This is a genomic window from Variovorax sp. YR266 (assembly GCF_900107295.1).
Lineage (GTDB): Bacteria > Pseudomonadota > Gammaproteobacteria > Burkholderiales > Burkholderiaceae_C > Variovorax.
On the sequence record NZ_FNPM01000003.1, the window covers coordinates 563,083 to 584,314 of the forward strand.

General features: G+C 67.9%; 21 protein-coding genes. 8 read left to right on the plus strand and 13 right to left on the minus strand.

Annotated elements, in window-relative coordinates; all coding sequences use genetic code 11:
* Positions 1–17: 17 nt before the first annotated feature.
* Positions 18–212 (minus strand): YjiS-like domain-containing protein, encoded by a 195-nt coding sequence (locus BLW48_RS11795; RefSeq protein ID WP_093174824.1) that lies wholly within the window; start codon positions 210–212, stop codon positions 18–20.
* A gap of 106 nt (positions 213–318) precedes the next feature.
* On the opposite strand from BLW48_RS11795, the gene BLW48_RS11800 reads away from it, so the two are divergent.
* Positions 319–1,209 (plus strand): LysR family transcriptional regulator, encoded by an 891-nt coding sequence (locus BLW48_RS11800; RefSeq protein ID WP_093076592.1) that lies wholly within the window; start codon positions 319–321, stop codon positions 1,207–1,209.
* On the opposite strand, the gene BLW48_RS11805 is transcribed toward BLW48_RS11800, so the two are convergent.
* From BLW48_RS11805 to BLW48_RS11825, 5 genes are all read right to left on the minus strand, one after another.
* Complete coding sequence (locus BLW48_RS11805; protein WP_093174825.1) at positions 1,196–2,800, minus strand: nitric oxide reductase activation protein NorD; 1,605 nt, start codon at positions 2,798–2,800, stop codon at positions 1,196–1,198. The genes BLW48_RS11800 and BLW48_RS11805 overlap by 14 nt on opposite strands.
* Positions 2,797–3,615, minus strand: coding sequence for a CbbQ/NirQ/NorQ/GpvN family protein (locus BLW48_RS11810; RefSeq protein ID WP_093174828.1), 819 nt, complete (start codon positions 3,613–3,615; stop codon positions 2,797–2,799). The genes BLW48_RS11805 and BLW48_RS11810 overlap by 4 nt, the downstream gene beginning before the upstream one ends.
* On the minus strand, positions 3,612–4,649 hold the full coding sequence (locus BLW48_RS11815; RefSeq protein ID WP_093174830.1) for an aliphatic amidase: 1,038 nt from the start codon (positions 4,647–4,649) through the stop codon (positions 3,612–3,614). The genes BLW48_RS11810 and BLW48_RS11815 overlap by 4 nt, the downstream gene beginning before the upstream one ends.
* Before the next feature lie 179 nt (positions 4,650–4,828).
* The gene (locus tag BLW48_RS11820; RefSeq protein ID WP_093174833.1) at positions 4,829–5,320 is read right to left on the minus strand and encodes a hypothetical protein; all 492 of its coding nucleotides are present in this window, start codon (positions 5,318–5,320) and stop codon (positions 4,829–4,831) included.
* Positions 5,317–6,255: a LysR family transcriptional regulator gene (locus BLW48_RS11825; RefSeq protein WP_093174835.1), complete on the minus strand. Its 939-nt coding sequence runs from the start codon at positions 6,253–6,255 to the stop codon at positions 5,317–5,319. The genes BLW48_RS11820 and BLW48_RS11825 overlap by 4 nt, the downstream gene beginning before the upstream one ends.
* Positions 6,256–6,350: 95 nt before the next feature.
* On the opposite strand from BLW48_RS11825, the gene BLW48_RS11830 reads away from it, so the two are divergent.
* A complete protein-coding gene (locus BLW48_RS11830) occupies positions 6,351–7,337 on the plus strand; it encodes an NAD-dependent epimerase/dehydratase family protein (protein ID WP_093174838.1) in 987 nt (328 codons plus the stop codon).
* Between the two features lie 4 nt (positions 7,338–7,341).
* On the opposite strand, the gene BLW48_RS11835 is transcribed toward BLW48_RS11830, so the two are convergent.
* The 3 genes from BLW48_RS11835 to BLW48_RS11845 all read right to left on the minus strand — a co-directional run bounded on the left by BLW48_RS11835 (position 7,342) and on the right by BLW48_RS11845 (position 10,211).
* Entirely contained in the window at positions 7,342–8,286 is a 945-nt protein-coding gene (locus tag BLW48_RS11835) for a glutaminase (RefSeq protein WP_093174840.1), read from the minus strand.
* A complete protein-coding gene (locus BLW48_RS11840; RefSeq protein ID WP_093076603.1) occupies positions 8,283–9,191 on the minus strand; it encodes a DMT family transporter in 909 nt (302 codons plus the stop codon). Before BLW48_RS11840 ends, BLW48_RS11835 begins: the two co-directional genes overlap by 4 nt.
* A gap of 66 nt (positions 9,192–9,257) precedes the next feature.
* Entirely contained in the window at positions 9,258–10,211 is a 954-nt protein-coding gene (locus BLW48_RS11845) for a LysR family transcriptional regulator (protein ID WP_093057013.1), read from the minus strand.
* Between the two features lie 114 nt (positions 10,212–10,325).
* Here BLW48_RS11845 and BLW48_RS11850 point away from each other — a divergent pair, with 114 nt between their 5' ends.
* From BLW48_RS11850 to BLW48_RS11865, 4 genes are read left to right on the plus strand one after another with little or no spacing between them, the layout of a single operon-like run.
* Positions 10,326–11,450 carry an aryl-sulfate sulfotransferase gene (locus BLW48_RS11850; protein ID WP_093174843.1) on the plus strand — a complete coding sequence of 375 codons (1,125 nt, stop codon included), beginning with the start codon at positions 10,326–10,328 and terminating at the stop codon, positions 11,448–11,450.
* Positions 11,447–12,412, plus strand: coding sequence for an ABC transporter substrate-binding protein (locus tag BLW48_RS11855; protein WP_093174846.1), 966 nt, complete (start codon positions 11,447–11,449; stop codon positions 12,410–12,412). Before BLW48_RS11850 ends, BLW48_RS11855 begins: the two co-directional genes overlap by 4 nt.
* A complete protein-coding gene (locus tag BLW48_RS11860; protein WP_093174848.1) occupies positions 12,409–13,164 on the plus strand; it encodes an ABC transporter ATP-binding protein in 756 nt (251 codons plus the stop codon). Before BLW48_RS11855 ends, BLW48_RS11860 begins: the two co-directional genes overlap by 4 nt.
* An 11-nt stretch (positions 13,165–13,175) precedes the next feature.
* Positions 13,176–13,985 carry an ABC transporter permease gene (locus BLW48_RS11865; protein WP_256330758.1) on the plus strand — a complete coding sequence of 270 codons (810 nt, stop codon included), beginning with the start codon at positions 13,176–13,178 and terminating at the stop codon, positions 13,983–13,985.
* 12 nt (positions 13,986–13,997) lie between these two features.
* Here BLW48_RS11865 and BLW48_RS11870 read toward each other — a convergent pair whose 3' ends face one another.
* From BLW48_RS11870 to BLW48_RS11880, 3 genes are read right to left on the minus strand one after another with little or no spacing between them, the layout of a single operon-like run.
* Positions 13,998–14,498 (minus strand): BON domain-containing protein, encoded by a 501-nt coding sequence (locus BLW48_RS11870; protein ID WP_093174853.1) that lies wholly within the window; start codon positions 14,496–14,498, stop codon positions 13,998–14,000.
* Positions 14,498–15,007, minus strand: a complete 510-nt coding sequence (locus BLW48_RS11875) for a flavin reductase family protein (RefSeq protein WP_093174856.1) — start codon at positions 15,005–15,007, stop codon at positions 14,498–14,500. Before BLW48_RS11875 ends, BLW48_RS11870 begins: the two co-directional genes overlap by 1 nt.
* Before the next feature lie 41 nt (positions 15,008–15,048).
* A complete protein-coding gene (locus tag BLW48_RS11880; RefSeq protein ID WP_256330759.1) occupies positions 15,049–15,972 on the minus strand; it encodes a LysR family transcriptional regulator in 924 nt (307 codons plus the stop codon).
* 61 nt (positions 15,973–16,033) lie between these two features.
* Between BLW48_RS11880 and BLW48_RS11885 the strand changes: the two genes are divergently transcribed.
* Positions 16,034–18,010, plus strand: coding sequence for an alkyl/aryl-sulfatase (locus BLW48_RS11885; RefSeq protein WP_093174861.1), 1,977 nt, complete (start codon positions 16,034–16,036; stop codon positions 18,008–18,010).
* 270 nt (positions 18,011–18,280) lie between these two features.
* On the opposite strand, the gene BLW48_RS11890 is transcribed toward BLW48_RS11885, so the two are convergent.
* Positions 18,281–19,510 carry a nucleoside recognition domain-containing protein gene (locus BLW48_RS11890; protein ID WP_093174863.1) on the minus strand — a complete coding sequence of 410 codons (1,230 nt, stop codon included), beginning with the start codon at positions 19,508–19,510 and terminating at the stop codon, positions 18,281–18,283.
* A gap of 72 nt (positions 19,511–19,582) precedes the next feature.
* Here BLW48_RS11890 and BLW48_RS11895 point away from each other — a divergent pair, with 72 nt between their 5' ends.
* Entirely contained in the window at positions 19,583–21,163 is a 1,581-nt protein-coding gene (locus BLW48_RS11895; RefSeq protein ID WP_093174866.1) for a phospholipase D family protein, read from the plus strand.
* Positions 21,164–21,232 lie beyond the last annotated feature (69 nt).

Below are 21,232 nucleotides of genomic sequence, written 5' to 3' on the forward strand. Positions count from 1 at the left end.
ACGGGCGCAGAACCTGATCAGTGCCGATGGCGGTCCAGCAGCTCGGGCACTTCGCTGCGCCCGATACCCAGGTCGCGCAGATCATGGTCGCTCATGCCGGCCAGTTGCCGCGAGTCGGCGTGCGTGCGGCGGCTGTTCACCACCCGGCGGCGCCAGCCGCGCAGGGCATGGATCAGGCGTTGATGAAAAGACGATGGCTTGGGCGCGGTCACGATGGGCTCCTTGGTTGGGAGCGCTCATCTTCCGGCGGTGCATGCTATTGTGGAAGTTGAGATTCCTGACACTTCCCATCATCTTTACTGATACTGAGGCGACCCGATGCGACAGCTCAACCTCGATCAACTGCGCACCCTCATCGCCATCGTCGATCTCGGCACCTTCTCGGCGGCGGCCAGGGCGCTGCACCTGGCGCAGCCCACGGTGAGCCTGCACATCAGCGAACTCGAATCGCGCCTCGACGCGCCGCTGGTGGTGCGCGGCAACCGGCGCATCACGCCCACGGCCGCCGGAGCGGCGCTGGTCGAGCGCGGACGCAAGCTGCTGCGCGACACCGACGACGCCGTCGAAGCAGTCAAGCGCCAGGCCGAAGGGCGCGTGGGCCGCGTGCGCCTGGGCACTTCGACCGGCGTGCTGGTCGACCTGCTGCCGCAGGTGCTCGAAGCGCTGGGGGAGGAGCATTCGGGCATCGACGTCGAAGTGAGCATCCGCGGCTCCTACGAGGCCATGGAACGGCTGGCGGCAGGCACGCTCGACATTGGCCTGGTCGCCATTCCGCAGCCGCCGCTGCGCGGCATCGTCGTCACGCCGTGGTGCGAGCAGCCCATGATGGCCTTCGTGCCGCAGCGCTGGAAGGCGCCCAGGCGCGTCACGCCGGCCTGGCTGGCGACGCAGCCGCTGATCTTCAACGAGGCGACCACGCACATGTACCGGCTCACGATGGAGTGGTTCGCAGATGCCGGCTTCGCGCCGCGCGCACGCATCGAGCTCAACTATGACGCTGCCATGCGCAGCCTGGTGGCGGCGGGCTATGGCGCCGCGCTGCTGCCGCTGCAGCAGTCCACCGACACGGTGCGCAACGACCGCATGCAGATCCTGCCGGTGAGCCCGAAGCTCACGCGCCGCGTGGGCATTGCGCATCGCCAGCACGCGATGCTCGACGGCGCGACGCTGAGCGTGCTGAAGGTGCTGACGGCGTTCAGCCAGGCCTGAGCATCCCGAGCCGGGCGCTCATGCGCGCCAGGCGCTGGGGGAGCGCGCGCACATCGTCGGCAATGCCGTGGTTGCGCCAGCCGAAGATGCGGCGCACATAGGCATCGGCCGTACCGTCCACCGCGATGCAGGCGGTGTGCACGCCGGCTTCGCGCGCCTCGGCCACGGCCTGGCGGGCGTCTTCGACCAAGTACCTGGGGTCGTGCACGTCGATGTCGGAAGGCGCGCCGTCGGTCACGAGCAGGATCGCGCGCTGGCCCGCGGGCTCGCCGCGCAGGTGCGAGGTGGCATGGCGAAGCGCGGCGCCTATGCGCGTGGAGTAGCGCCCGCGCACCGCGCCGATGGTGGCGCGCGATGCGGCATCGAGCGGCTGGCCGAAGTCGAGCAGGCGGTAGTAATAGACCTCGGCGCGCGTGTTCGACGAAAAGCCGTGGATCGCGAGGCGGTCGATGCCTTGCGTGTTCGATGCGGCAAGCAGCAGCGCGGCCCGCTTTTCGATGTCGAGCAGCGAGACGGTGTGCGGGCCCGCATCGTTCGCCGATGCCGACAGGTCGAGCAGCACGAGCAGGCTCGAAGGGCGCGGGCCCTTGCCGGAGCGCATGAACAGGCGGGGGTCGGGCTGCAGGCGCAGGCGGCGGTCGATCAGTACTTCAATGGCAGCGTTCAGGTCGATGTCGTCGCCTTCCCATTGGCGGCGCAGCCGGTGCGTGCGGTCGAGATGGCGGGAGCGGGGCAGGGCGAGCGGAGGGATGCGTTTGCTGTCGGCCGTGGCTTGCTCGCGCAGTGTGGTGAGGCCTTGCCATGCGGGCAGCTTCTCGATCACCGTGCACCAGTCGGGGCGCAGGCGCTCCAGCTTGCGGTCCCATTCGGGGTAGGTGTAGCGGCCCAACTCCATCTCATCCATGCCGCCGGCTGACGGGTGGCCGCTGCCTTCGCCAAGCGCACCCGATTGCTGGAGCGCGATGGCCTCGTCCGGCGGTGTATCGGCGTCGCCGAAATCCCAGAGATAGCTGTTGTCGTCGCGGTAGGGCGCGGGCACCGCGTAGTCCCGGGGCTCGAAGCGCACGCGCATCTGGCCGAGGTCGTTGGCAAGGATGGAGGCGACGGCGCGGAAGGCGTCGCAGTCTTCAAGGCCAGTGCGTGCGACGGTTTCGTCGAAAAGGCGGCGAGCCTTGTTGACCCAGTGGTTGTCGTCCTGCCATGCGGGCAGCATCAGCATGCGGTCCATGCGCGCGACGAGCGCGGCGAAGCCCAGGTCCAGCGGGTCGGGCACGGGCGCCAGCGATTCGGCGAACCAGCCGTGCAGGCCGGGGAAGTCGCGGCACAGCAGGCGTTCGACGCGCGCGTCCTCGATGGCCGAGATCACCGCGATGCCCATGGGCTTGAGGGTGCGCGCCGGGCGGGCGGGCGTGGAGTGGCGCAGGTGCGCGACCGCATGCGCGACCATGGCGCGGCGCAAGCGTTCTTCGCCAGTGCCTTCAGGCAGCAACAGGCGCTTGCCGACGAGCACGGCGCGTGGTCCGGCCAGCGCCTGAACTTCGACATCGATGCCGGCAAGGCCACGGGCCAGCAGCGACAACGCAGCGTTCATCCGAACTGCGCTTCGACAAAGCCCTGTAGCGCGCTCGCCATGTCGGGGTCGTCGGTCAGCGCGCGCGTCATCGTCATCTCGCAGCTCTCGCGCGGCGTCACGCCGTCGCGGATCAGCACGCCCGCATAGATCAGCATGCGCGTCGACACGCCTTCGTCGAGCCCCCGGTGCTTCAGCTCGCGCGAGCAGCGCGCGATGGCCACCAGCTTCGTCGCGAGGTCGAGTTCGATGGCGGCTTCGTGCGACACGATCTCCGCTTCGAGCGCGCTGTCGGGGTAGTCGAATTCCAGCGCCGCGAAGCGCTGGCGCGTCGAAGGCTTCATGTCCTTCGTGCTGCTCTGGTAGCCGGGGTTGTATGACACCACGAGTTGAAAGTCGGGGTGCGCGCGCACCAGTTCGCCCTTCTTGTCGAGCGGCAGGATGCGCCGCGCGTCCGTCAGCGGGTGGATCACCACGGTCGTGTCCTGCCGCGCCTCCACCACCTCGTCGAGATAGCAGATGCCGCCGTGCCGCACGGCGAGTGTCAGCGGCCCGTCGTGCCAGGCCGTGCCGTTGGCGTCGAGCAGGTAGCGCCCGACGAGGTCGGAGGCCGTCATGTCCTCGTTGCAGGCCAGCGTGACCAGCGGCCGGCCCAGCGACCACGCCATGTGCTCCACGAAGCGGGTCTTGCCGCAGCCGGTCGGGCCTTTGAGGATCAGCGGCATGCGGTGGCGGTACGCCTGCCGGTACAGCGCCACCTCGTTGCCCACGGGCCGGTAGAAGGGCTCGGTCTCGATGCGGTAGGCAGCCAGCGGATCGGGAACCGCCGCGTTCATCGGTGCTGGGCCGGCTCGTTCGGAATGCCCTCGATGGGGCACTCCGGCGTGCCCACCGTGCTGCGCGTGAACGACTCCACCATTTCGCGCGTGCCCTCTGGGTCGTTGATCCACTTCGTGTAGAAGTTGTACGGGCAGGCTGCCACGCCCTTGTCGCCGTCGCCGGAGTTGATGGTGCCGGTGTAGCCGCGGTGCACCAGCTTGAACAGGTGGTTCTGCGACTGGCCGTTCTTGCGCGCGTCGCGGATCAGGCCCATCGAAAGCTCGGCGTAGTTGATGCCCATCTCTTCCTCGCCGCATTCGCCCAGCGTGCGGCCGTCGAAGCCGATCAGCGCCGAGTGGCCGAAGTACGAGTACACGCCGTCGAAGCCCGCCGCATTGGCCACCGCCACGTAGGTGTTGTTCATGAAGGCCATGGCCTTCGACACCATGATCTGCTGTTCCTTGGCCGGGTACATGTAGCCCTGGCAGCGCACGATGAGCTCGGCGCCGCGCATCGCGCAGTCGCGCCAGATCTCGGGGTAGTTGCCGTCGTCGCAGATGATCAGGCTGATCTTCATGCCCTTGGGGCCATCGCTCACGTAGGTGCAGTCGCCCGGATACCAGCCCTCGATGGGCACCCACGGCATGATCTTGCGGTACTTCTGGACGATCTCGCCCTGGTTGTTCATCAGGATCAGCGTGTTGTAGGGCGCCTTGTTCGGGTGCTCCTCATGGCGCTCGCCGGTCAGCGAGAACACGCCCCACACGTTGGCGCGGCGGCAGGCGTCGGCAAAGATCGCGGTCTCCTCGCCCGGCACGGTGGCCGCGGTGTCGTACATCTCCTTGGCGTCGTACATGATCCCGTGCGTCGAATACTCCGGAAAGACCACCAGGTCCATGCCCGGCAGGCCCTTCTTCATGCCGACCAGCATTTCGCCGATCTTTCGGGCGTTGTCCAGCACCTCGGCCTTGGTGTGGAGGCGGGGCATCTTGTAGTTGACGACCGCGACGCCAACGCAATCGTTGCTGCTCGAAATATCACCATGTCTCATGACGCTGCTCCTGAAGGATGGTTGAGAAAGAAAACAAACAAAAAAGGCCCGAACCGGGGTTCAGCCGGTTCGGGCCTGTCTGTCTGCGGTGCAACGGGTTCGTGTCGTCGAAGCCGATTGTTCTCAACTCAGCGCGGGCTGCACATACGTCATTTCGCTGATTGCGGTGGGTGCTGTGTTCAGCGGGGGCGCGCGTAGCCGGATTCGATCCAGGCGGTGGCGCTGGAGGCGGTGAGCCTGAAGGCGGGCGACACGTTGACGCTGGCGAGCTCGGAGTCGTCGGCGTCGTCATAGGCGGTGAGCGTGGCCGAGGGGTTGTCCTCGTCGGGCACGATGCTCAGGGCCACGCGAATGCGCTGGTCGTTGCGCGCGGTGACGGTCACGCTCTTGTTGAGCGTGGCGTGCAGCTGCTGCTCGTGGCGGCGGATGACTTCGGCGGCGGTCTTCACCAGCGTGGAGAAGGCGGGGCCGTCGAGCGGCTTCGGGTTCTTCTTGTCGCGGCCCATGGTCCAGGGGCCGACCAGTGCCGGCTCGGGGTCGCCGTGGCGGGTCATCTCGACGGCCCAGCCGTCGTCTTCCTCGTTCTTGATGATGCGGGCGGTCCAGCGGTCGTCGCGCCAGAGGCGGTCTTCCTGCAGGGGGAGGGTGTCGGAGTCTGTCGGGTCGGTCATTCGGGTGTCGTTGGTCTGGCGCGGGGTATTTTCGCCTCTGCCGCAGGGCCGCCGATGTAGAGCGAGAGGCCTTCGACCAGTGCGTCGAAGGCGGCGCGGCAGCGCGGGCTGTTGCGCAGGTCTTCGTGCATCGTGACCCAGGTGTCGAGCTTCAGCGAGAAGGTGCGCGGCATCAGCCGCACCAGCGCGGCGTTGCGCCTGGCCAGCGCCACCTGGCAGATGCCGACGCCCGCGCCCGCGCGGATCAGCGCCAGCTGCGCGAGGTCGCTGTCGGTGCGCAGCGAAAAGCCATCGCGCGAGAAGACCTTGAGCGACTTGCCCGCGTTGCGCACGAAGGCCGAGGGCTGGTCGTAGCCGATCACCGAATGTGCGGCCAGCTCCTCGAGCTTGCGCGGCGTGCCGTGGCGGGCGAGGTAGTCGCGGTGCGCATGGAAGCCCAACTCGATGTTGCCGATGCGGCGCGCCAGCAGCTGCTCTTGCCTGGGCCGCACCATGCGCACGGCGATGTCGGCTTCGCGCTGAAGCAGGTCCTGCACGCGATTGGTCGACACCAGCTCGACCTTCAGCGCCGGGTGCGCCTCGCGCAGCCGCGCCACGATGGGCGGCAGCACTTCGACGCTGACCACCTCGCTGGCCGACACCCGCACCACGCCGCGCACGCCTTCGCCCTGGCTGCTGGCGGCCCGCTCCAGCGAGGCGGCGGTGCTTTCCATGGCCTCGGCGTGCGCGCGCAGCGACAGCGCCACCTCGGTGGGAAGCAGCCCTGTCTGCGAGCGCGTGAAGAGCACCACGCCCAGCGCCTCTTCGAGCGCTGCCACGTGGCGCCCGGCCGTGGGCTGCGTGATGCCGAGCGCGCGCGCCGCGCCCGAGAGAGAGCCCTCGCGCAGCACGCCGAGGAAGGAGCGGTACAGCTCCCAGCCGATATTCGAAGTCATACACAAATGTATGGCCGATGGCTCATGTTCGGCAATTCCAATTGAACCCTGCCGAACCCAGAATTCCTCCATCGACAACTGTTCTGGAGCATTTCATGGCACGCAACGACACGGTTCTGGTTCTTGGCGCAACGGGCGGCATCGGCGGCGAGGTAGCCAGCCAGCTGCGCGATGCGGGCTGGGAGGTGCGCGCGCTCAAGCGCGGCGCGACCGAAGGACGCAGGGACGGCATCACCTGGCTGGCCGGCGACGCGATGGATGCGCAGGCCGTGCGCCAGGCCGCGAAGGGCTGCTCGGTCATCGTGCATGCGGTCAACCCGCCGGGCTACCGCCGCTGGTCGGAGCTGGTGCTGCCGATGCTCGACAACACCATCGCCGCCGCGAAGGCCGAAGGCGCGACCATCGTGCTGCCCGGCACGGTCTACAACTTCGGCTCCGATGCCTTCCCGCTGCTGGCCGAAGACTCGCCGCAGCATCCGGCCACGCGCAAGGGCGCGATCCGCGTCGAGATGGAACGGCGCCTCGAAGACGCCAGCCGCCAGGGTGCCCGCGTGCTGATCGTGCGCGCCGGCGATTTCTTCGGACCGAAGGCCGGCAACAACTGGTTCTCGCAGGGGTTGGTGAAGGCGGGCCAGCCCGTCAAGGGCGTGAGCTACCCTGGCCGCGCCGGCATTGGCCACCAGTGGTCGTACCTGCCGGACGTGGCCCGCACCATGGTCGAGCTGCTGGCGCGGCGTGACCGGCTCGAAGCCTTCGCCCGCTTCCACATGGCCGGCCATTGGGACGCCGACGGCACGCGCATGAGCGATGCCATCCGCAAGGTAGTTGCTCGCCGCACAGGTGCCAAGGTGAGTGTGTCGGCCTTTCCGTGGTGGCTGCTGACGCTGGCCTCGCCCTTCGTCACCACCTTCCGCGAAATGCGCGAGATGCGCTACCTGTGGCAAACGCCCGTGGGCATGGACAACGCGAAGCTGGTTGCCTTCCTGGGACGTGAGCCGCACACCGCGCTCGACGAGGCAGTGGAGGCCGCGCTGGAAGGCATGGGCAGCCTGGCCACGGCGCCGATGGCCATGGCGGCCTGATCGATCAGAAGACCGACAGCCCCGTGCGCGCGACGAAGAGCTCCAGTGCCTTCATGCCCAGCAGCGAATTGCCGGTGGCATCGAGCGCGGGCGACCACACGCACAGCGTGAGCCGGTCGGGCACCACCGCCACGATGCCGCCGCCCACGCCGCTCTTGCAGGGCAGGCCGATGGAAAAGGCCACGTCGCCCGCCGCGTCGTAGGTGCCGCAGGTGAGCATCAGCGCGTTGATGCGGCGCGTCTGCCGCTCGCCCGTGATCTCGGGTTCGCCGTCGATCGGGTGCGCCCCGTCGCGGCACAGGAAGGCGGCGGCGCGCGCCAGCTGGCGGCAGCTCATGCGCAGCGAGCACTGGTGGAAGTAGGTGTCGAGCACGGTCGCGACGTCGTTGTCGATCTTGCCGAAGCTCTTCATGAAGTTGGCCAGCGCGACGTTGCGAAAACCCGTGTCGGCCTCCGACTGCGCCACTTCGTCGTCGAAGCCGATGGACTCGCCGCACAGGCCGCCCATGAGCGCGAGGATGTCTGCCTTCGCGCTGCCGCCGGTGGCCTTCGCCTGGCTCACCAGCCGGTCGGCCACTGCGATGGCGCCGGCATTGATGAACGGGTTGCGGGGCTTGCCCTGTTCGTTTTCGAGCTGCACCAGCGAGTTGAACGGATTGCCCGAGGGCTCGCGCCCGATGCGCTCCCACAGCGCGTCGCCCATGCGCTGCATGGCGAGCGTGAGCGTGAAGAGTTTCGACACGCTCTGGATGGAGAAGGGCGTCTCGAAGTCGCCCGCGCCGGCTTCTTCGCCCTGGCAGGTGCGCAGCGCGATGCCGAACTGCCGCGCGTCCACGCGGGCGAGCGCCGGGATGTAGCTCGCGACGGTGCCACCCTGGCCGAGCTGCGGGCGCAGCGTGGCGACGATTTCGTCGAGAACGGGCTGGAAGTTCGTTGTGGTCTTGCTCATGCCGAGCGTTGTACCGCAGGCCGCCGGTTCACCAGCACGATGCCCAGCGCCACGCCGGCCAGCGCCACGATCAGCTGCGCCGTGAGCGGCTCCTTCAGCAGCACCACGCCGAACACCAGCGCGAACAGCGGCGTGAGAAAGGTGAAGGACGACATTTGCGTGGCTGGGTAGTGCCGCAGCAGCCACATCCACGCGAGATAGCTGGCGAAGGCGCCGACCACCGTCTGCAGGCCGATGGAAGTCCAGGCCCACGCGGAATACGAAAAGCCCCAGTGCTCGCCGAGCGCCAGCGACAGCACCGGGCACACCGCCGCCGTGACCGCCACTTGATAGAACAGCGTCTTCTCCGCGCTGGCCGTGGCCAGGCGCGTGGTGCGCAGCGTGAGCGTGGTCAGGCCCCAGAGCATGCCGGCCGCCAGCGCCATGCCGTCGCCGATGAGCTGCGACGAACTCATGTGGCCGAAGCCTTCGCTGAAAGCCAGCACCACGCCCGAGAACGCAATGAACAGCCCCAGCCACTGGAAGCCCCGCAGCCGCTCGGCCGGCACCCAGCGCGGCAGCAGCAGCGACACCCAGAAAGGCGCGGTGTAGAGAAACACCGTGAGCCGCGAGGCGCTGGTGTGCTGCAGCCCCAGGTAGATGCCGGCGAACTCGCCAGAGAACAGCAGGCCGGCCAGCAAGCCGGGCCACAGCGTGCCATCGCGCTCGAACAGCGGCACGCCTCGCGATACACACCACAGCCACAGCAGCACCGTGGCGCCGATCATGCGGATCGAGGCCTGCCACATCGGCGGCACCTCGGCCACGGTGGTCTTGATGAGGATCTGCTGCAGGCCCCAGAAGGCGCAGCAGGCAATGAGCAGGCCGATGGCGAGGGAGTCGAGGTGGGTCTTGCGCTGGATCATTCGGGGCCGGTCAGTCGCGGCGGGTTGCCGCGTAATTCATCTGATGATCGTATCGTGCCAGCGTGTTTATTGTGCGAACCCGGTCAGCGAAGGCAGCGGCGCGCGCTGCTCGAAGCGCTTTTCGATGGCCAGCAGCGCAGCCTCCAGGAACTGCAGGAACATGCCCATGGCCACCGCCGTGGTCTGGCCCGCACGCTGGTAGAGGCAGCTGAACGAGCGCGCCCCCGCGTCGGCCAGGCCGGTCCACACCAGCGTGCCGCGTTCCACGTCTTCGGCCACGTTCTCGGGAATGAGAAAGCCGATGCCCGTGCCGCCGGCCACCAGCCGCCGCACCATCGCGACCGAGCTGGTCTCCACCAGCGGGCGCACCTTGCGGTGCTCGCGGTGGTCGATCTGGTCGACCATGGCGCGCAGCTCGGTGTCTGGCGTCATGAGGATCAGCGGGTGGTCCAGGCAGTCGCGCAGCCGCGGCAGCTTGCCCAGCGCCGCCAGCGGATGGCCGGGCGGCGTGACCAGGCCCAGGTGCTGCGGAAACGCGCGTATCTCTTCCACGCCGGGCGGCGGCTTGCGGCGCAGGCAGAAGCCGATGTCCGATTCGCCGTTGGCCACCCACTTCAGGATGTTCTCGCCGCTGCCCGAGCGCACGCTGTAGGTCACGCCCGGGTAGTTCTTCATGGCCGCCTCGATGACCTCGGGCACCAGCTGTTCGGCCGACGAATGCGACACCGCCAGGTTGATGTGCCCGCGCCTGAGCGACCGCAGGTCTTCCACCTGCGCCATGGCGTTGTCGAAGTCGCGCTGCCCGCGCCGCACGGCGGCCACCATGATCTCGCCGGCCGTGGTCAGCTGCATGCCGCGCGGCAGCCGGTCGAACAGCGGCGTGCCCACCTGTTCCTCGAGGTTGAGCACCTGCTGGTGCACGGCGGCCGCCGTGAGGTGCAGCGCCTCGGCGGCCTTGCGCACCGAGCCGCGGCGGGCCACTTCGTCGAAACAGCGGAATGTCTGGGAGATGGCGCGCATGGTGGCGGGAAGTGTATGGATTTTCTATACGCACTGTACGAAACAAACAGATTTTCCTGACGGGCGATGCGGCCTAGATTCGCACCACTCTTCAAACTCCCGAGGTTCGCTTCCGTGACCACCACCGTCGACCAGATCACCCAGCGCCGCCGCGGCACCGGCCTGATCGCCCACGATCCGGCGCTCAGCGCCGGCGGCTACACCCTGATCGCGCCGCAGACCGATGACGGCAACGTCTACCTGATCGACATCGAGGGCCGCGTCGCGCACCAGTGGAAGATGCCCGTGCGCCCGGGCCGCGCGGCGGTGATCCTGAAGAACGGCAACCTCGGCTACAACGGCAACCACGCGAACTCGCCCGAGATCTACGGCGCCTGGTCGCTGTGGCACGGCGGCGATTTCTACGAGGCCACGCCCGGGGGCGAGATCGTCTGGCGCTTCGAAGACCCGACGCACCACCACGACGCCCGCTGGCTCGACAACGGCCACCTGCTGTACGCCGGCTGCGCGCCGGTGCCGCCCGGCTTTGCCGAGCGCGTGCCGGGTGGCACCGCCCACGGCCCCGGCGAGGCGATGTACGGCGACGTGATCCGCGAGGTCGACCGCGACGGCAAGCTGGTGTGGGAATGGAAGGCCTGGGAGCACCTGGCGCCGGAAGACTTCCCCATCCACCCCGGTTTCGGCCGGACCCACTGGCCGCTGGTGAACGGCCTCGACGTAACGCGCGAGGGGCTGGTGCTGATGAGCCTGCGCACCACCTCCGGCATCGTCGGCGTCGACAAGGCCACGGGAGGCGTGAAGCTGCACATTCCGCCGTCGGTGCTGTCGCACCAGCACGCGCCCGTCGCGCTGGCCAACGGCCACATTCTTGCTTTCGACAACGGCAACTTCCGCACCGGCAAGCATGTGGCGTTCTCGCGCGTTCTCGAAATCGACCCGGCCTCCAACGAGGTCGTGTGGCAGTACGCGGACGAACTGGTCAACGCGTTCTACACCGCCTACATGGGCAGCGCGCAGCGCCTGCCCAACGGCAACACGCACGTCACCGAGTCGGCCACGGGGCGCCTGTTCGAGGTCACACCGGCCGGCGAGGTGGTGTGGGAGTACGTGATTCCCTGGTTCGCCGAATACCCGGACGAGGCCGCGCGCAAGTACGTGCCCGGCCGGCAGAACAGCGTGTTCCAGACCTTCCGCTACACCGCGGCGCAACTTCCATGGCTCAAGGTTTCCGCATCATGATTTCTTCCGCCCTTCGCATTGCGTTCCCGTTGGCGCTGGCGGCGGTGCTGCCTCTTCTCGCGCAGGCTGCCGACGCTCCCAAGCCCGTGCGCATCCTCAGCAACTGGTTCGCCCAGCCCGACCAGGCCGGCTACTGGCAGGCCCAGCAGGACAAGCTCGGCAAGGAAGCCGGCATCGAGATCAGCGTGCTGCAGGGCGGCCCGAAGATCCAGACCATTCCGCAGGTGGCCTCGGGCCAGGCCGAGTTCGGTATCGGCAATGCCGACGACGTGCTGCTGGCCCGCCTGCGCGGCGCACCGGTGCGTGCGGTGTTCGCGCACCTCGACTACGTGCCCTACACGCTGGTCTACCACGCCGACCCGGCCGTGAAGTCCATCGCCGACCTGCAGGGCCGCACCTTCGCGGTGAACATCGGCAACGCCTACTGGGAGTGGACGAAGAAGCAGTACAAGCTCACCGGCACGCGCGAGATCCCGGTGAGCGGCGACCTCAGCCTGTTCCGCAACGACCCGAAGATGGTGCAGCAGGGCTACTCGCTCTTCCTGCCCGCGCGCATGGCCGCGGCCGGCGTGCAGGTGCAGCAGGTCACGCTGGCATCGCTGGGCTACCGGCCCTACGACGTGCTCTTCACCACCGACGACATGATCCGCAAGAACCCCGCGCTGGTGAAGGCCACCATCGCGGCGGTGCAGAAGGGCTGGGCCAACTACGTGCGCAACCCCTCGGGGCTGAAGCCGCTGATCACCGGCATGAACAAGCAGATGACGCCCGAGATCTACGACGCGGCCAACAAGGAAATGATCGAGACGCTGATCTCGCACGACCTCGGCCGCATCGGCTGCATGACCGACGCGCGCTGGAGCGAGCTTGCGGGGCAGCTGCGCAGCGTCAACTTCCTGCCGGCGAACTTCGACGCGAAGCAGGGCTACGACCGCACGTTGGTGCCGGGCTGCAACCCATGAGCGGCGCGGCCGTCGGGCTGGAGGGCGTGTCCAAGCGCTTCGACTCCGGGTTGCAGGCGCTGGGCACGGTCGACCTCGCGCTGCGCCCCGGCGAATTCGTCTCCATCGTCGGGCCCTCGGGCTGTGGCAAGTCGACGCTGCTGCGCATCATGGCGGGGCTCATCGCGCCGAGCACGGGCCGTTGCACGCGGCCCGACGGCATCGAGACCGCCTTCGTGTTCCAGGAAGCCGCGCTGTTGCCCTGGCGCACCGTGGAGCGCAACGCGCAGCTGCTGATGGAGCTCGAAGGCCATGCGCCCGCGAGCTACCGGGCGCGTGCGGCCGAGGCGCTGAAGCTGGTGGGGCTTGCGGGCTTCGAGAAGTCGTACCCGCACCAGCTTTCGGGCGGCATGCGCATGCGGCTGTCGCTGGCGCGCGCGCTGGCGTTGCGGCCGGGGCTGCTGCTGCTCGACGAGCCACTGGCGGCGGTCGACGAACTCACGCGCGACGTGCTGCAGGAAGAGCTCTCGTCGTTGTGGCTCCGGGCCGGCTTTACCGCCTCGCTGGTGACGCACAACGTGCATGAGGCGGTGTACCTGTCGAACCGGGTGGTGGTCATGTCGCCGCGGCCGGGGCGCATCCTCGACGTGATCGACGTGCCTTTCGAATTCCCGCGCGCGCCCGAGTTGCGCGCCAGCGCGGGCTTTGCGGCGCTTACGGGACAGGTGACGGCGGTGCTGCGTGCGCAGCACCATGCGCAAGCCGTGGCTTGAGGGAGATGGCGATGACCCGATCCGATTCTTCTTCTCCGGCCGCCGCCTTCGTGCGCAACGCCGCCCCCGTGCTGGTCGTCGCGCTGCTCGCCATCGGCCTGTGGTGGCTGCTGAGCGCTACCGTCTACGAAGGCAAGGGCTATCTGCTGCCGTCGCCGCAGGAAGTGGCGGCAGCCACGGCCGAGAACGCCGCAGTGCTCGCGGGCGCGACGCTCTCTACGCTGAAGGAGGCGCTGCTGGGCTATGCGCTGGCCATCTTCCTCGGCATCGCGGGTGCGGCAGTGCTGGCGCAGTCGCGGCTGCTGGAGCGCAGCCTGTACCCGTACGCGGTGCTGCTGCAGACCGTACCGGTGGTGGCGATCGCACCGCTCATCGTGCTCTGGTTCGGCTACAACGAGCTGTCGGTGGTGATCGTCAGCTTCATCATGTCGCTGTTCCCCATCATCAACAACACGATGCTGGGCCTGCGCTCGACCTCGCGCAATCTTGCGGAGCTGTTCGCGCTGCACCGCGCGAGCGGGCTGGTGTCGTTCTGGAAGCTGCGGTTGCCGGGTGCGCTGCCGCACATCTTCGCGGGACTGCGCATCTCGGCAGGGTTGTCGGTGATCGGCGCCATCGTGGGCGAATTCATCATCGGCTCGGGGAATGCCGAAGGCGGGCTGGGCGTGCAGATCGTGTTCGCGCAGGGGCGCATGTACACCGCACTGCTGTTCGCGGAGGTGATCGCGGCGACGCTGCTGGGCTTTCTGTTCTTCCTGGTGGTGAGCGCGATCGGCCGGCTGCTGCTGCGGCACTGGCACGAATCGGCATTGGGAAGCTGAGTGCCAGGGGCCTTATTTCGCGGCCAGCGGGTAGGGCGGCTTGCCCCGCGTGCCCACCATCAGGTCGGGCACCACCGTCTCGACATCGGGCAATGCACGCGCCGCGCGTTCCAGCTTCTTCGCCAGCGCCGCGTTCGGCACGCAGCCCTGCAGGTACACCCAGCGGCGCTGGATCATGACCCACACGCTGCCCTTGTTCACTCCGGGCACGGCCAGCAGCGCGGCGCGCACCTTGGGCGCGAGGGGCTTGTCGTAGCGGTAGGCGTTGCTGTCGGTGCATTTGCCGGCCAGCCAGCAGCTGGTGCCGCGCTCCAGCCGCGAATGGGTCTGCATGCGGCGCTCTTCGGCGGTGTAGAACGGCCCCTCGGGCATGGCGCAGGCCGGCAGGCCCGCGGACACCTGGAAGAACGGGTCGTCGAACCAGTTCTGCTTGAGCGGCCCGCTCGCTTCCTGCGCCATGCCGGTCTGTGCGGCAAGCAACAAGACAGACGACAGGAGCGCAGGGCGGTTCATTACAAGGGATGCTCGGTGTAGAAGCGCCCGCCGTGGAACAGCAGCGGCGAGGCGCCCGCGTCGTGCGTGCAGCGCTCCACCTCGCCCACGAAGATCACGTGGTCGCCTTCGTCATAGCGGCTGCGGTTGAAGCACTCGAAGCTGGCCGCCGCGCCTACCAGCACCGGCGCACCGCCGAGGCCCTCGGTGAAGGTCACGTCGGCCCAGCGGTCGATGTTCTTGGTGGCGAAGCGCTCGGCCAGCGCCTTCTGGTTGGCCGCCAGGATGTTCACCGTGTAGTGCGAGCCGGTGCTCAGTGCGGGCATCGAGCCGGCCGCGCGTGCAAGGCTCCACAGCACCAGCGGCGGTGCCAGCGACACCGAGTTGAACGAGTTGGCCGTGAGGCCGACCAGCGTGCCGTCGGCCGCGCGCGCAGTGACCACGGTGACGCCGGTGGCGAACATGCCGAGCGATTCACGAAACTCGTCGGTCGAAAAGGAGGGCGGCTGGGCCCGGCGGGGAGTGGTCACGAAAGAGGCTGGGCGGTGGTCGGCAGGAGGGCCATTTTGGCTCAGCGCCCGGCGGGCTGCCTGACCGGGCCCATCAACTCTGTCACCAGGCGGGTATAGACGGTGGCGGCGGCCGAGGGCGTTCGGCCCGCGAGCGTCACCAGGCTGTAGTGCGTCTGCATGCGGGCAAAGCCGGCCACCGGCAGGGGCACGAGGGCGTTGGTGTCGGTGTTCAGGGCCGGCGCGTGGGGCGCGAGGATGACCGCGTTGGCGGTCAGGGCCAGGTGGCGCAGGGTGCCGGCGTCGTCGCAGGTGACGTTGAACACGCCGCGGTCGTCGCGCTGGATCTGGCTGTCGAAATACGCAGCCACCTCGGCGGGGAGGTTGGGGCCGGCCACGGGATAGCGCATGGCTTTTTCCAGCGTCACCTGCTTCAGCCGGCGCAGCGGGTGCTTCGGCTGCACGAAGAACGAGACCGGCAGGTCGGGCAGCCGCGCGAGCTTGAGACCGGGCTGCTTCTTCAGGTCGCGGGTGTCGGCGATGAACAGGTCGAGCTGGCGCCGGTGCAGGCGCTCGCTGAGCGTGGCGGTGTCGGCCACTTCCATGCGCATCAGGAGTTGCGGATGGCGCTGCGTCATCAGCGACAAGGCCATGCGCCCGAGCGTGCTCGCGGCGAAGGGGCCGAGCCCCACGGCGAGGCTGCCGATGGCCAGGCCTTCGAGCTGCAGCACGTCGCGCTGGATCTGCTGCGCATCGGCCAGCAGTTCGCGGGCACGCGCCAGCACGAGCTCGCCGGCTTGCGTGAAGCGCACGGTGCCATAGGCCCGGTCGATCAGGCGTGCCTGCAGGCTGTCTTCCAGGGTGTCGATGCTGCGCGAGAGCGCGGGCTGCGACAGGTGCACGGCCTGCGCTGCGCGGCCGAAGCTGCCCTGCTCGGCAAGGGCAACAAGATGCTGGAGCTGGCGCAACTGCATTTTGCGTTTCACTTAAAAAGGAAGCGCGTATTTTGCATTTGCCAATGCTTCTGCCGCTTCGGAGAATTGCCGGATGACCCCTTCTTCCTTCTCCACAGCTGCATTCGTCGCACTGGCTTGCGCGCTCGGCGCCCCGTCGATCTCCGCGCAGATCGCGCCCAAGGCGCCCGAGCCTTCCACGCTGCAAGCCAACGCCGACATGGCGAAGACGCTGCCTTTCGCCAACCGGCAGGACTTCGAGGACGCGATGCGCGGCTTTGTCGGCACCGTGCCCGATGCGCTGGTGCCCGGCAGCGGCACGCGGCCGGTGTGGAGCATGAAGCCCTACGACTTCCTGAAGGCAAACGAAGCGGCCGACACCGTCAACCCGAGCCTGTGGCGGCAGGCGCAGCTCAATGCGATCCATGGCCTGTTCAAGGTGACCGACCGCGTCTACCAGGTGCGCGGCTTCGACATCGCCAACATGACCATCGTGGAAGGCGACAGCTCGCTGATCGTCATCGACCCGCTGCTGGCCGCCGAAACCGCACGCGCCGCGCTTGCCCTGTACTACCAGCACCGCCCGCACAAGCCGGTGGGCACGGTGATCTACACGCACGGCCATGCCGATCACTTCGGCGGCGTAAAGGGCGTGATCGACGAGGCCGACGTGAAGGCCGGCAAGGTGCAGGTGCTCGCGCCCGCGGGCTTCATGGAAACGGCCGTGGCCGAGAACATCCTCGCGGGCAATGCGATGAGCCGGCGCTCGCAGTACCAGTTCGGCACGCTGCTGCCGCCGGGCGCGCGCGGGCAGGTCGACACGGGCCTGGGCAAGGCGCTGGCGCGCGGCACCATTTCGCTGATTGCGCCCACGGCCACAATCGACAAGCCGACCGAAGAGCGCACCATCGACGGCGTGCAGTTCGTCTTCAAGCTCGTGCCGGGCTCGGAGGCGCCGTCGGAAATGATCATGTACCTGCCGCAGTTCCGCGTGCTCAACATGGCGGAGGACGTGACGCACAACATGCACAACCTCTACACCATCCGCGGCGCGGAGGTGCGCGACGGCAACCTGTGGTCGAAGTACATCGACGAGGCGCGCGTGGCCTTCGGCGACAAGACAGACGTGCTCATCGCCCAGCACCACTGGCCCACCTTCGGGGGCGGGCGCATCGTCGACCTGCTGAAGAAGCAGCGCGACATGTACAAGTTCATCAACGACCAGTCGCTGCGCCTGCTCAACCAGGGCTACACGTCGGCCGACATCGCAGAAACGCTGCGCATGCCCGCGAGCCTGGAGCAGGAGTGGTCCGCGCGCGGCTACTACGGCACGCTGCGGCACAACGCCAAGGCCGTGTACCAGAAGTACCTGGGCTGGTACGACGCCAACCCCGCCAACCTGAACCCGCTGCCGCCGGTGGCCTATGCGAAGAAGACGGTCGAGTACATGGGCGGCGCAGACGCGGTGCTGGCGCGTGCGCGCGAAGACTTCAAGAAGGGCGAGTTCCGCTGGGTGGCCAGCGCGATGAGCCAGCTGGTGTACGCCGACCCGGCCAACCGCGCGGCCCGCGAGCTGGGCGCCGACGCGCTCGAGCAGATGGGCTACCAGTCGGAGGCCGGCACCTGGCGCAGCGCGTATCTGGTGGGTGCGATGGAGCTGCGCAATGGCGTGCCGAAGATTCCGGGCGGCAACAGTTCCAACGCCGACACGCTGAAGGCGGTGAGCAACGACCTGTTCTTCGACTTCCTCGGCGTGCGGCTCGATGCGGCCAAAGCCGAGGGCAAGAAGATGGTCATCAACTGGAACTTCACCGATTCGAACCAGCAGTTCGTGCTGACGCTGGAGAACTCCGCGCTCACGCACATCGCCGGTCAGCAGCCGGGAGCCGATGCCACGGTCACGCTGAGCCGCGCCACGCTCGATGCAGTCACGCTGAAGGAGACGAGCTTTCCTGCTGCGGTGCTGGCGGGCAAGGTGAAGATCGATGGTGACCGGGCGAAGCTGGGTGAACTGCTCTCGATGCTTGATACCTTCGAGCCGATGTTTCCTGTTGTCGAGCCGCGGAAGTGAGGGTTCGGGGGGTGTGCGAATGACACCGGGTACTCCCCTCCGCGAATGTCCCCCGGCCTGCGGCCTCCTCCTTTATTTCGCTGCGGGGAGCACCCGGTGCCATTCGCACATGGACGCAGCGCTCATGCCGGCCTATCAACAAGTGCTCTGAACGATCACGTCGATGGGGTGCCTTGCGCAGCGAAATAAAGGGGGAGGCCGCAGGCCGGAGGACATTCGCGGAGCAAGGTACCCCGTCGGCGTGATCGCGCCCCGAAACAACGCCGAGTCCTAGCCAAAGAACCAATAGCAGACCGCGACAGCCGCCACAACACCGGCCAACTCTGCCAGCAACGCGCAGGCCACCGCATGCCGCGCTCTCTGGATGCCAACGGCGCCGAAGTACACGGCCAGCACGTAGAAGGTGGTTTCGGTGCTGCCCTGGATGGTGGCGGCCACCAGCGCGGGAAAGCTGTCGACGCCCTGGCTCTTCATGGTCTCGATCAGCATCGCGCGCGCCGCGCTGCCCGAGAAGGGCTTGACCAGCGCGGTGGGCATGGCGTCGACGAAACGAGCGTCGAAGCCGCCGGCGTTCACCAGCCAGCGCAGGCCGTTCAACGCGAAGTCGAGCGCGCCCGAAGCGCGCAGTACGCCGACCGCGCACAGCATCGCGACGAGGTACGGCAGCAGGTTCTTCGCGATGTCGAAGCCTTCCTTTGCGCCTTCGATGAAACACTCGTACACCTTGATGCGGCGTATCGCCCCGGCCAGCAGGAACACGACGATCACGCCGAAGAGCACGAGGTTGCCCAGCAGCGAAGACAGCGACGCAATGGCCGCCGCCGACAGCGTGCCCAGCAGCGCCATGAAGCCGCCCAGCAGCAGCGCGCCCGGCAGCAGGTAGGCCAGCACCACCGGGTCCCACAGCCGCAGGCGCTGCGCCACCGCCACCGAGAGCAGCCCGACCAGCGTCGAGGCACTGGTAGCCAGCAGGATCGGCAGGAACACCAGCGTCGGGTCGCCCGCGCCCTGTTGTGTGCGGTACATGAAGATGGTGACCGGCAGCAAGGTCAGCGACGAGGCATTAAGTACCAGGAAGAGGATCTGCGCGTTGGTGGCCGTCACCGGGTCGGGGTTCAGCCGCTGCAGTTCGCGCATCGCCTTCAGGCCGATGGGCGTGGCGGCGTTGTCCAGCCCCAGCGCGTTGGCCGCGAAGTTCATTGTGATGAGCCCGAGCGCCGGGTGCCCCGCCGGCACGCCCGGCATGAGCCGCCGGAACAACGGCCCCAGCAGCCGCGCGAGCCAGCCGACCAGCCCCGCCGCTTCGGCGATGCGCAAAAAGCCCAGCCACAGCGTGAGCGTGCCGAACAGCAGCACCATCACCTCGACCGCCAGCCGCGCCATCGCGAACAGGCTCTCGACCAGTGCCGCGAACACGGTCGGGTCGCCGCCGATGAGCCACCGCCCCAGCGCCGCCAGTGCCGCCACCCCGAAGAAACCAAGCCACAAGCCGTTGAGCACGCTTCTTTTCCTTTTGTTTCGCTTCGATGATAGGGCCGCCATCCGGGCTCGCCGCGAGCTACAGTTCGGGCCATGCGTGCCCTCATCGTCCGTCGTTTTGCCGCCTGCCTGAGCGTCCTGGCGGCCATTTGGCTCACCGGCTGCGTCAGCCTGCCGCCGCCCGAGCCGAAGGCAAACGTCACGGCGTTCACCGACGTGGCGCAGACAGAACTGGGGCAGCTGGCGGCCAAGGGCGCGCCGGGCGATTCCACCGCGCTGTCGGGTTTCCGGCTGCTGCCCGAGGCGGCGTTTGCCTTCGACGCCCGCATCTCGCTCGCTCGGCATGCCGAGAAGTCGCTCGACGTGCAGTACTACCTGGTGCAGCGCGACGACATCGGCCTGCTGTTCCTGCGCGAACTGCGCGAGGCCGCGGCGCGCGGCGTGCGGGTGCGCCTGCTGGTGGACGACCTCTACACCGGCGGCGAGGACGAGCTGTTCGGCACGCTCGCGGCCTTTCCCAATGTGGAGGTGCGGCTGTTCAACCCGCTGCCTTCGCGCGCCAGTTCGCTCGGCACGCGGCTGCTCATGTCGCTGACCGACTTCGGCCGCATCAACCACCGCATGCACAACAAGCTGCTGGTGGCCGACAACAGCTTTGCCGTGTCGGGCGGCCGCAACATCGGCAACGAGTACTTCATGCGCAGCACGGCCGCGAACTTCATCGACATGGACGTGATTTCCAGCGGCCCGGTCGTGCGGCAGATGTCCGAAGGCTTCGACCGCTACTGGAACAGCTCGCACGCATGGCCCATCGAGCGCATCGCGCCGCTGCACGGCATGACGCGCGAGGCGGCGCAGCGGCGCTTCGACGAAATTGCGCGTACGGCCGTGCCCGACGTGCCCATTCGCCCGCGCGACGTGCTCAACAAATCGCCCGTGGGCGAGCAGCTCATTACCGGCAAGCTCGACCGCTACTGGGCGCCGGCCACGCTGTTCATCGACGACCCCGACAAGATCACGCGCAAGGCCGACGAGGCCTACATCGGCAGCGTGACTGAAGGCGCGCTCAGCGTGATCAACGCCACGCGGCGCGAGGTCGTCATTGCCTCGCCGTACTTCATTCCGGGCCCCAAGGGCCTGGAGGAGATGCGGGCGTGCATCGCCAAGGGCGGGCGCATCACGGTCGTGACCAACTCGCTGGGCGCGACCGACGAGCCGCTGGCCTATGCAGGCTACGAGCGCTACCGCGCCGACATGCTGAAGATCGGCGTCACCATCTTCGAGATCGCGCCCACGCTAAGCGGCAGTTCGGGCCGCTTCGGCGACTTCGGCAAGTCGATCAGCCGGCTGCACGCCAAGCTGGCAATCGTCGACAACGAGCGCTTCTTCGTCGGCTCGATGAACCTCGACCACCGCTCGGCCGCCGTCAACACCGAGATCGGCCTGGTCATCGACAGTCCCGAGCTGGTGCAGGACTACAACAAGCTCATGTCGGGCGAGCGCGTGAACCTCGGCTACCGGCTGCGGCTCGGGCCCAACGGCCGGCGCGTGCAATGGCTGGAGTACGACGACGCCGGCGGCGACATCGTCCACGAGGACGAGCCCGGCGAATTCCTCTGGCTGCGCTTCAAGAACTGGCTGCTGCTGCCCATCGTGGGCGAAGAGCTGCTGTAGCGAAGTAGCTGCCGCTGTCATCTCAGGTGGAGAGTGGGTGCGTTACATTCCTTGAAAGAATGTGAATTT

What these genes read in the sequence shown, in the direction of transcription:
- BLW48_RS11815 (WP_093174830.1), bottom strand. Translation starts at nt 4,649, where the DNA reads ATGAGACATGGTGATATTTCGAGCAGCAACGATTGCGTTGGCGTCGCG.
- BLW48_RS11820 (WP_093174833.1), bottom strand. Translation starts at nt 5,320, where the DNA reads ATGACCGACCCGACAGACTCCGACACCCTCCCCCTGCAGGAAGACCGC.
- BLW48_RS11830 (WP_093174838.1), top strand. Translation starts at nt 6,351, where the DNA reads ATGGCACGCAACGACACGGTTCTGGTTCTTGGCGCAACGGGCGGCATC.
- BLW48_RS11855 (WP_093174846.1), top strand. Translation starts at nt 11,447, where the DNA reads ATGATTTCTTCCGCCCTTCGCATTGCGTTCCCGTTGGCGCTGGCGGCG.
- BLW48_RS11845 (WP_093057013.1), bottom strand. Translation starts at nt 10,211, where the DNA reads ATGCGCGCCATCTCCCAGACATTCCGCTGTTTCGACGAAGTGGCCCGC.
- BLW48_RS11870 (WP_093174853.1), bottom strand. Translation starts at nt 14,498, where the DNA reads ATGAACCGCCCTGCGCTCCTGTCGTCTGTCTTGTTGCTTGCCGCACAG.
- BLW48_RS11835 (WP_093174840.1), bottom strand. Translation starts at nt 8,286, where the DNA reads ATGAGCAAGACCACAACGAACTTCCAGCCCGTTCTCGACGAAATCGTC.
- BLW48_RS11805 (WP_093174825.1), bottom strand. Translation starts at nt 2,800, where the DNA reads ATGAACGCTGCGTTGTCGCTGCTGGCCCGTGGCCTTGCCGGCATCGAT.
- BLW48_RS11840 (WP_093076603.1), bottom strand. Translation starts at nt 9,191, where the DNA reads ATGATCCAGCGCAAGACCCACCTCGACTCCCTCGCCATCGGCCTGCTC.
- BLW48_RS11885 (WP_093174861.1), top strand. Translation starts at nt 16,034, where the DNA reads ATGACCCCTTCTTCCTTCTCCACAGCTGCATTCGTCGCACTGGCTTGC.
- BLW48_RS11895 (WP_093174866.1), top strand. Translation starts at nt 19,583, where the DNA reads ATGCGTGCCCTCATCGTCCGTCGTTTTGCCGCCTGCCTGAGCGTCCTG.
- BLW48_RS11825 (WP_093174835.1), bottom strand. Translation starts at nt 6,255, where the DNA reads ATGACTTCGAATATCGGCTGGGAGCTGTACCGCTCCTTCCTCGGCGTG.
- BLW48_RS11810 (WP_093174828.1), bottom strand. Translation starts at nt 3,615, where the DNA reads ATGAACGCGGCGGTTCCCGATCCGCTGGCTGCCTACCGCATCGAGACC.
- BLW48_RS11800 (WP_093076592.1), top strand. Translation starts at nt 319, where the DNA reads ATGCGACAGCTCAACCTCGATCAACTGCGCACCCTCATCGCCATCGTC.
- BLW48_RS11865 (WP_256330758.1), top strand. Translation starts at nt 13,176, where the DNA reads ATGACCCGATCCGATTCTTCTTCTCCGGCCGCCGCCTTCGTGCGCAAC.
- BLW48_RS11860 (WP_093174848.1), top strand. Translation starts at nt 12,409, where the DNA reads ATGAGCGGCGCGGCCGTCGGGCTGGAGGGCGTGTCCAAGCGCTTCGAC.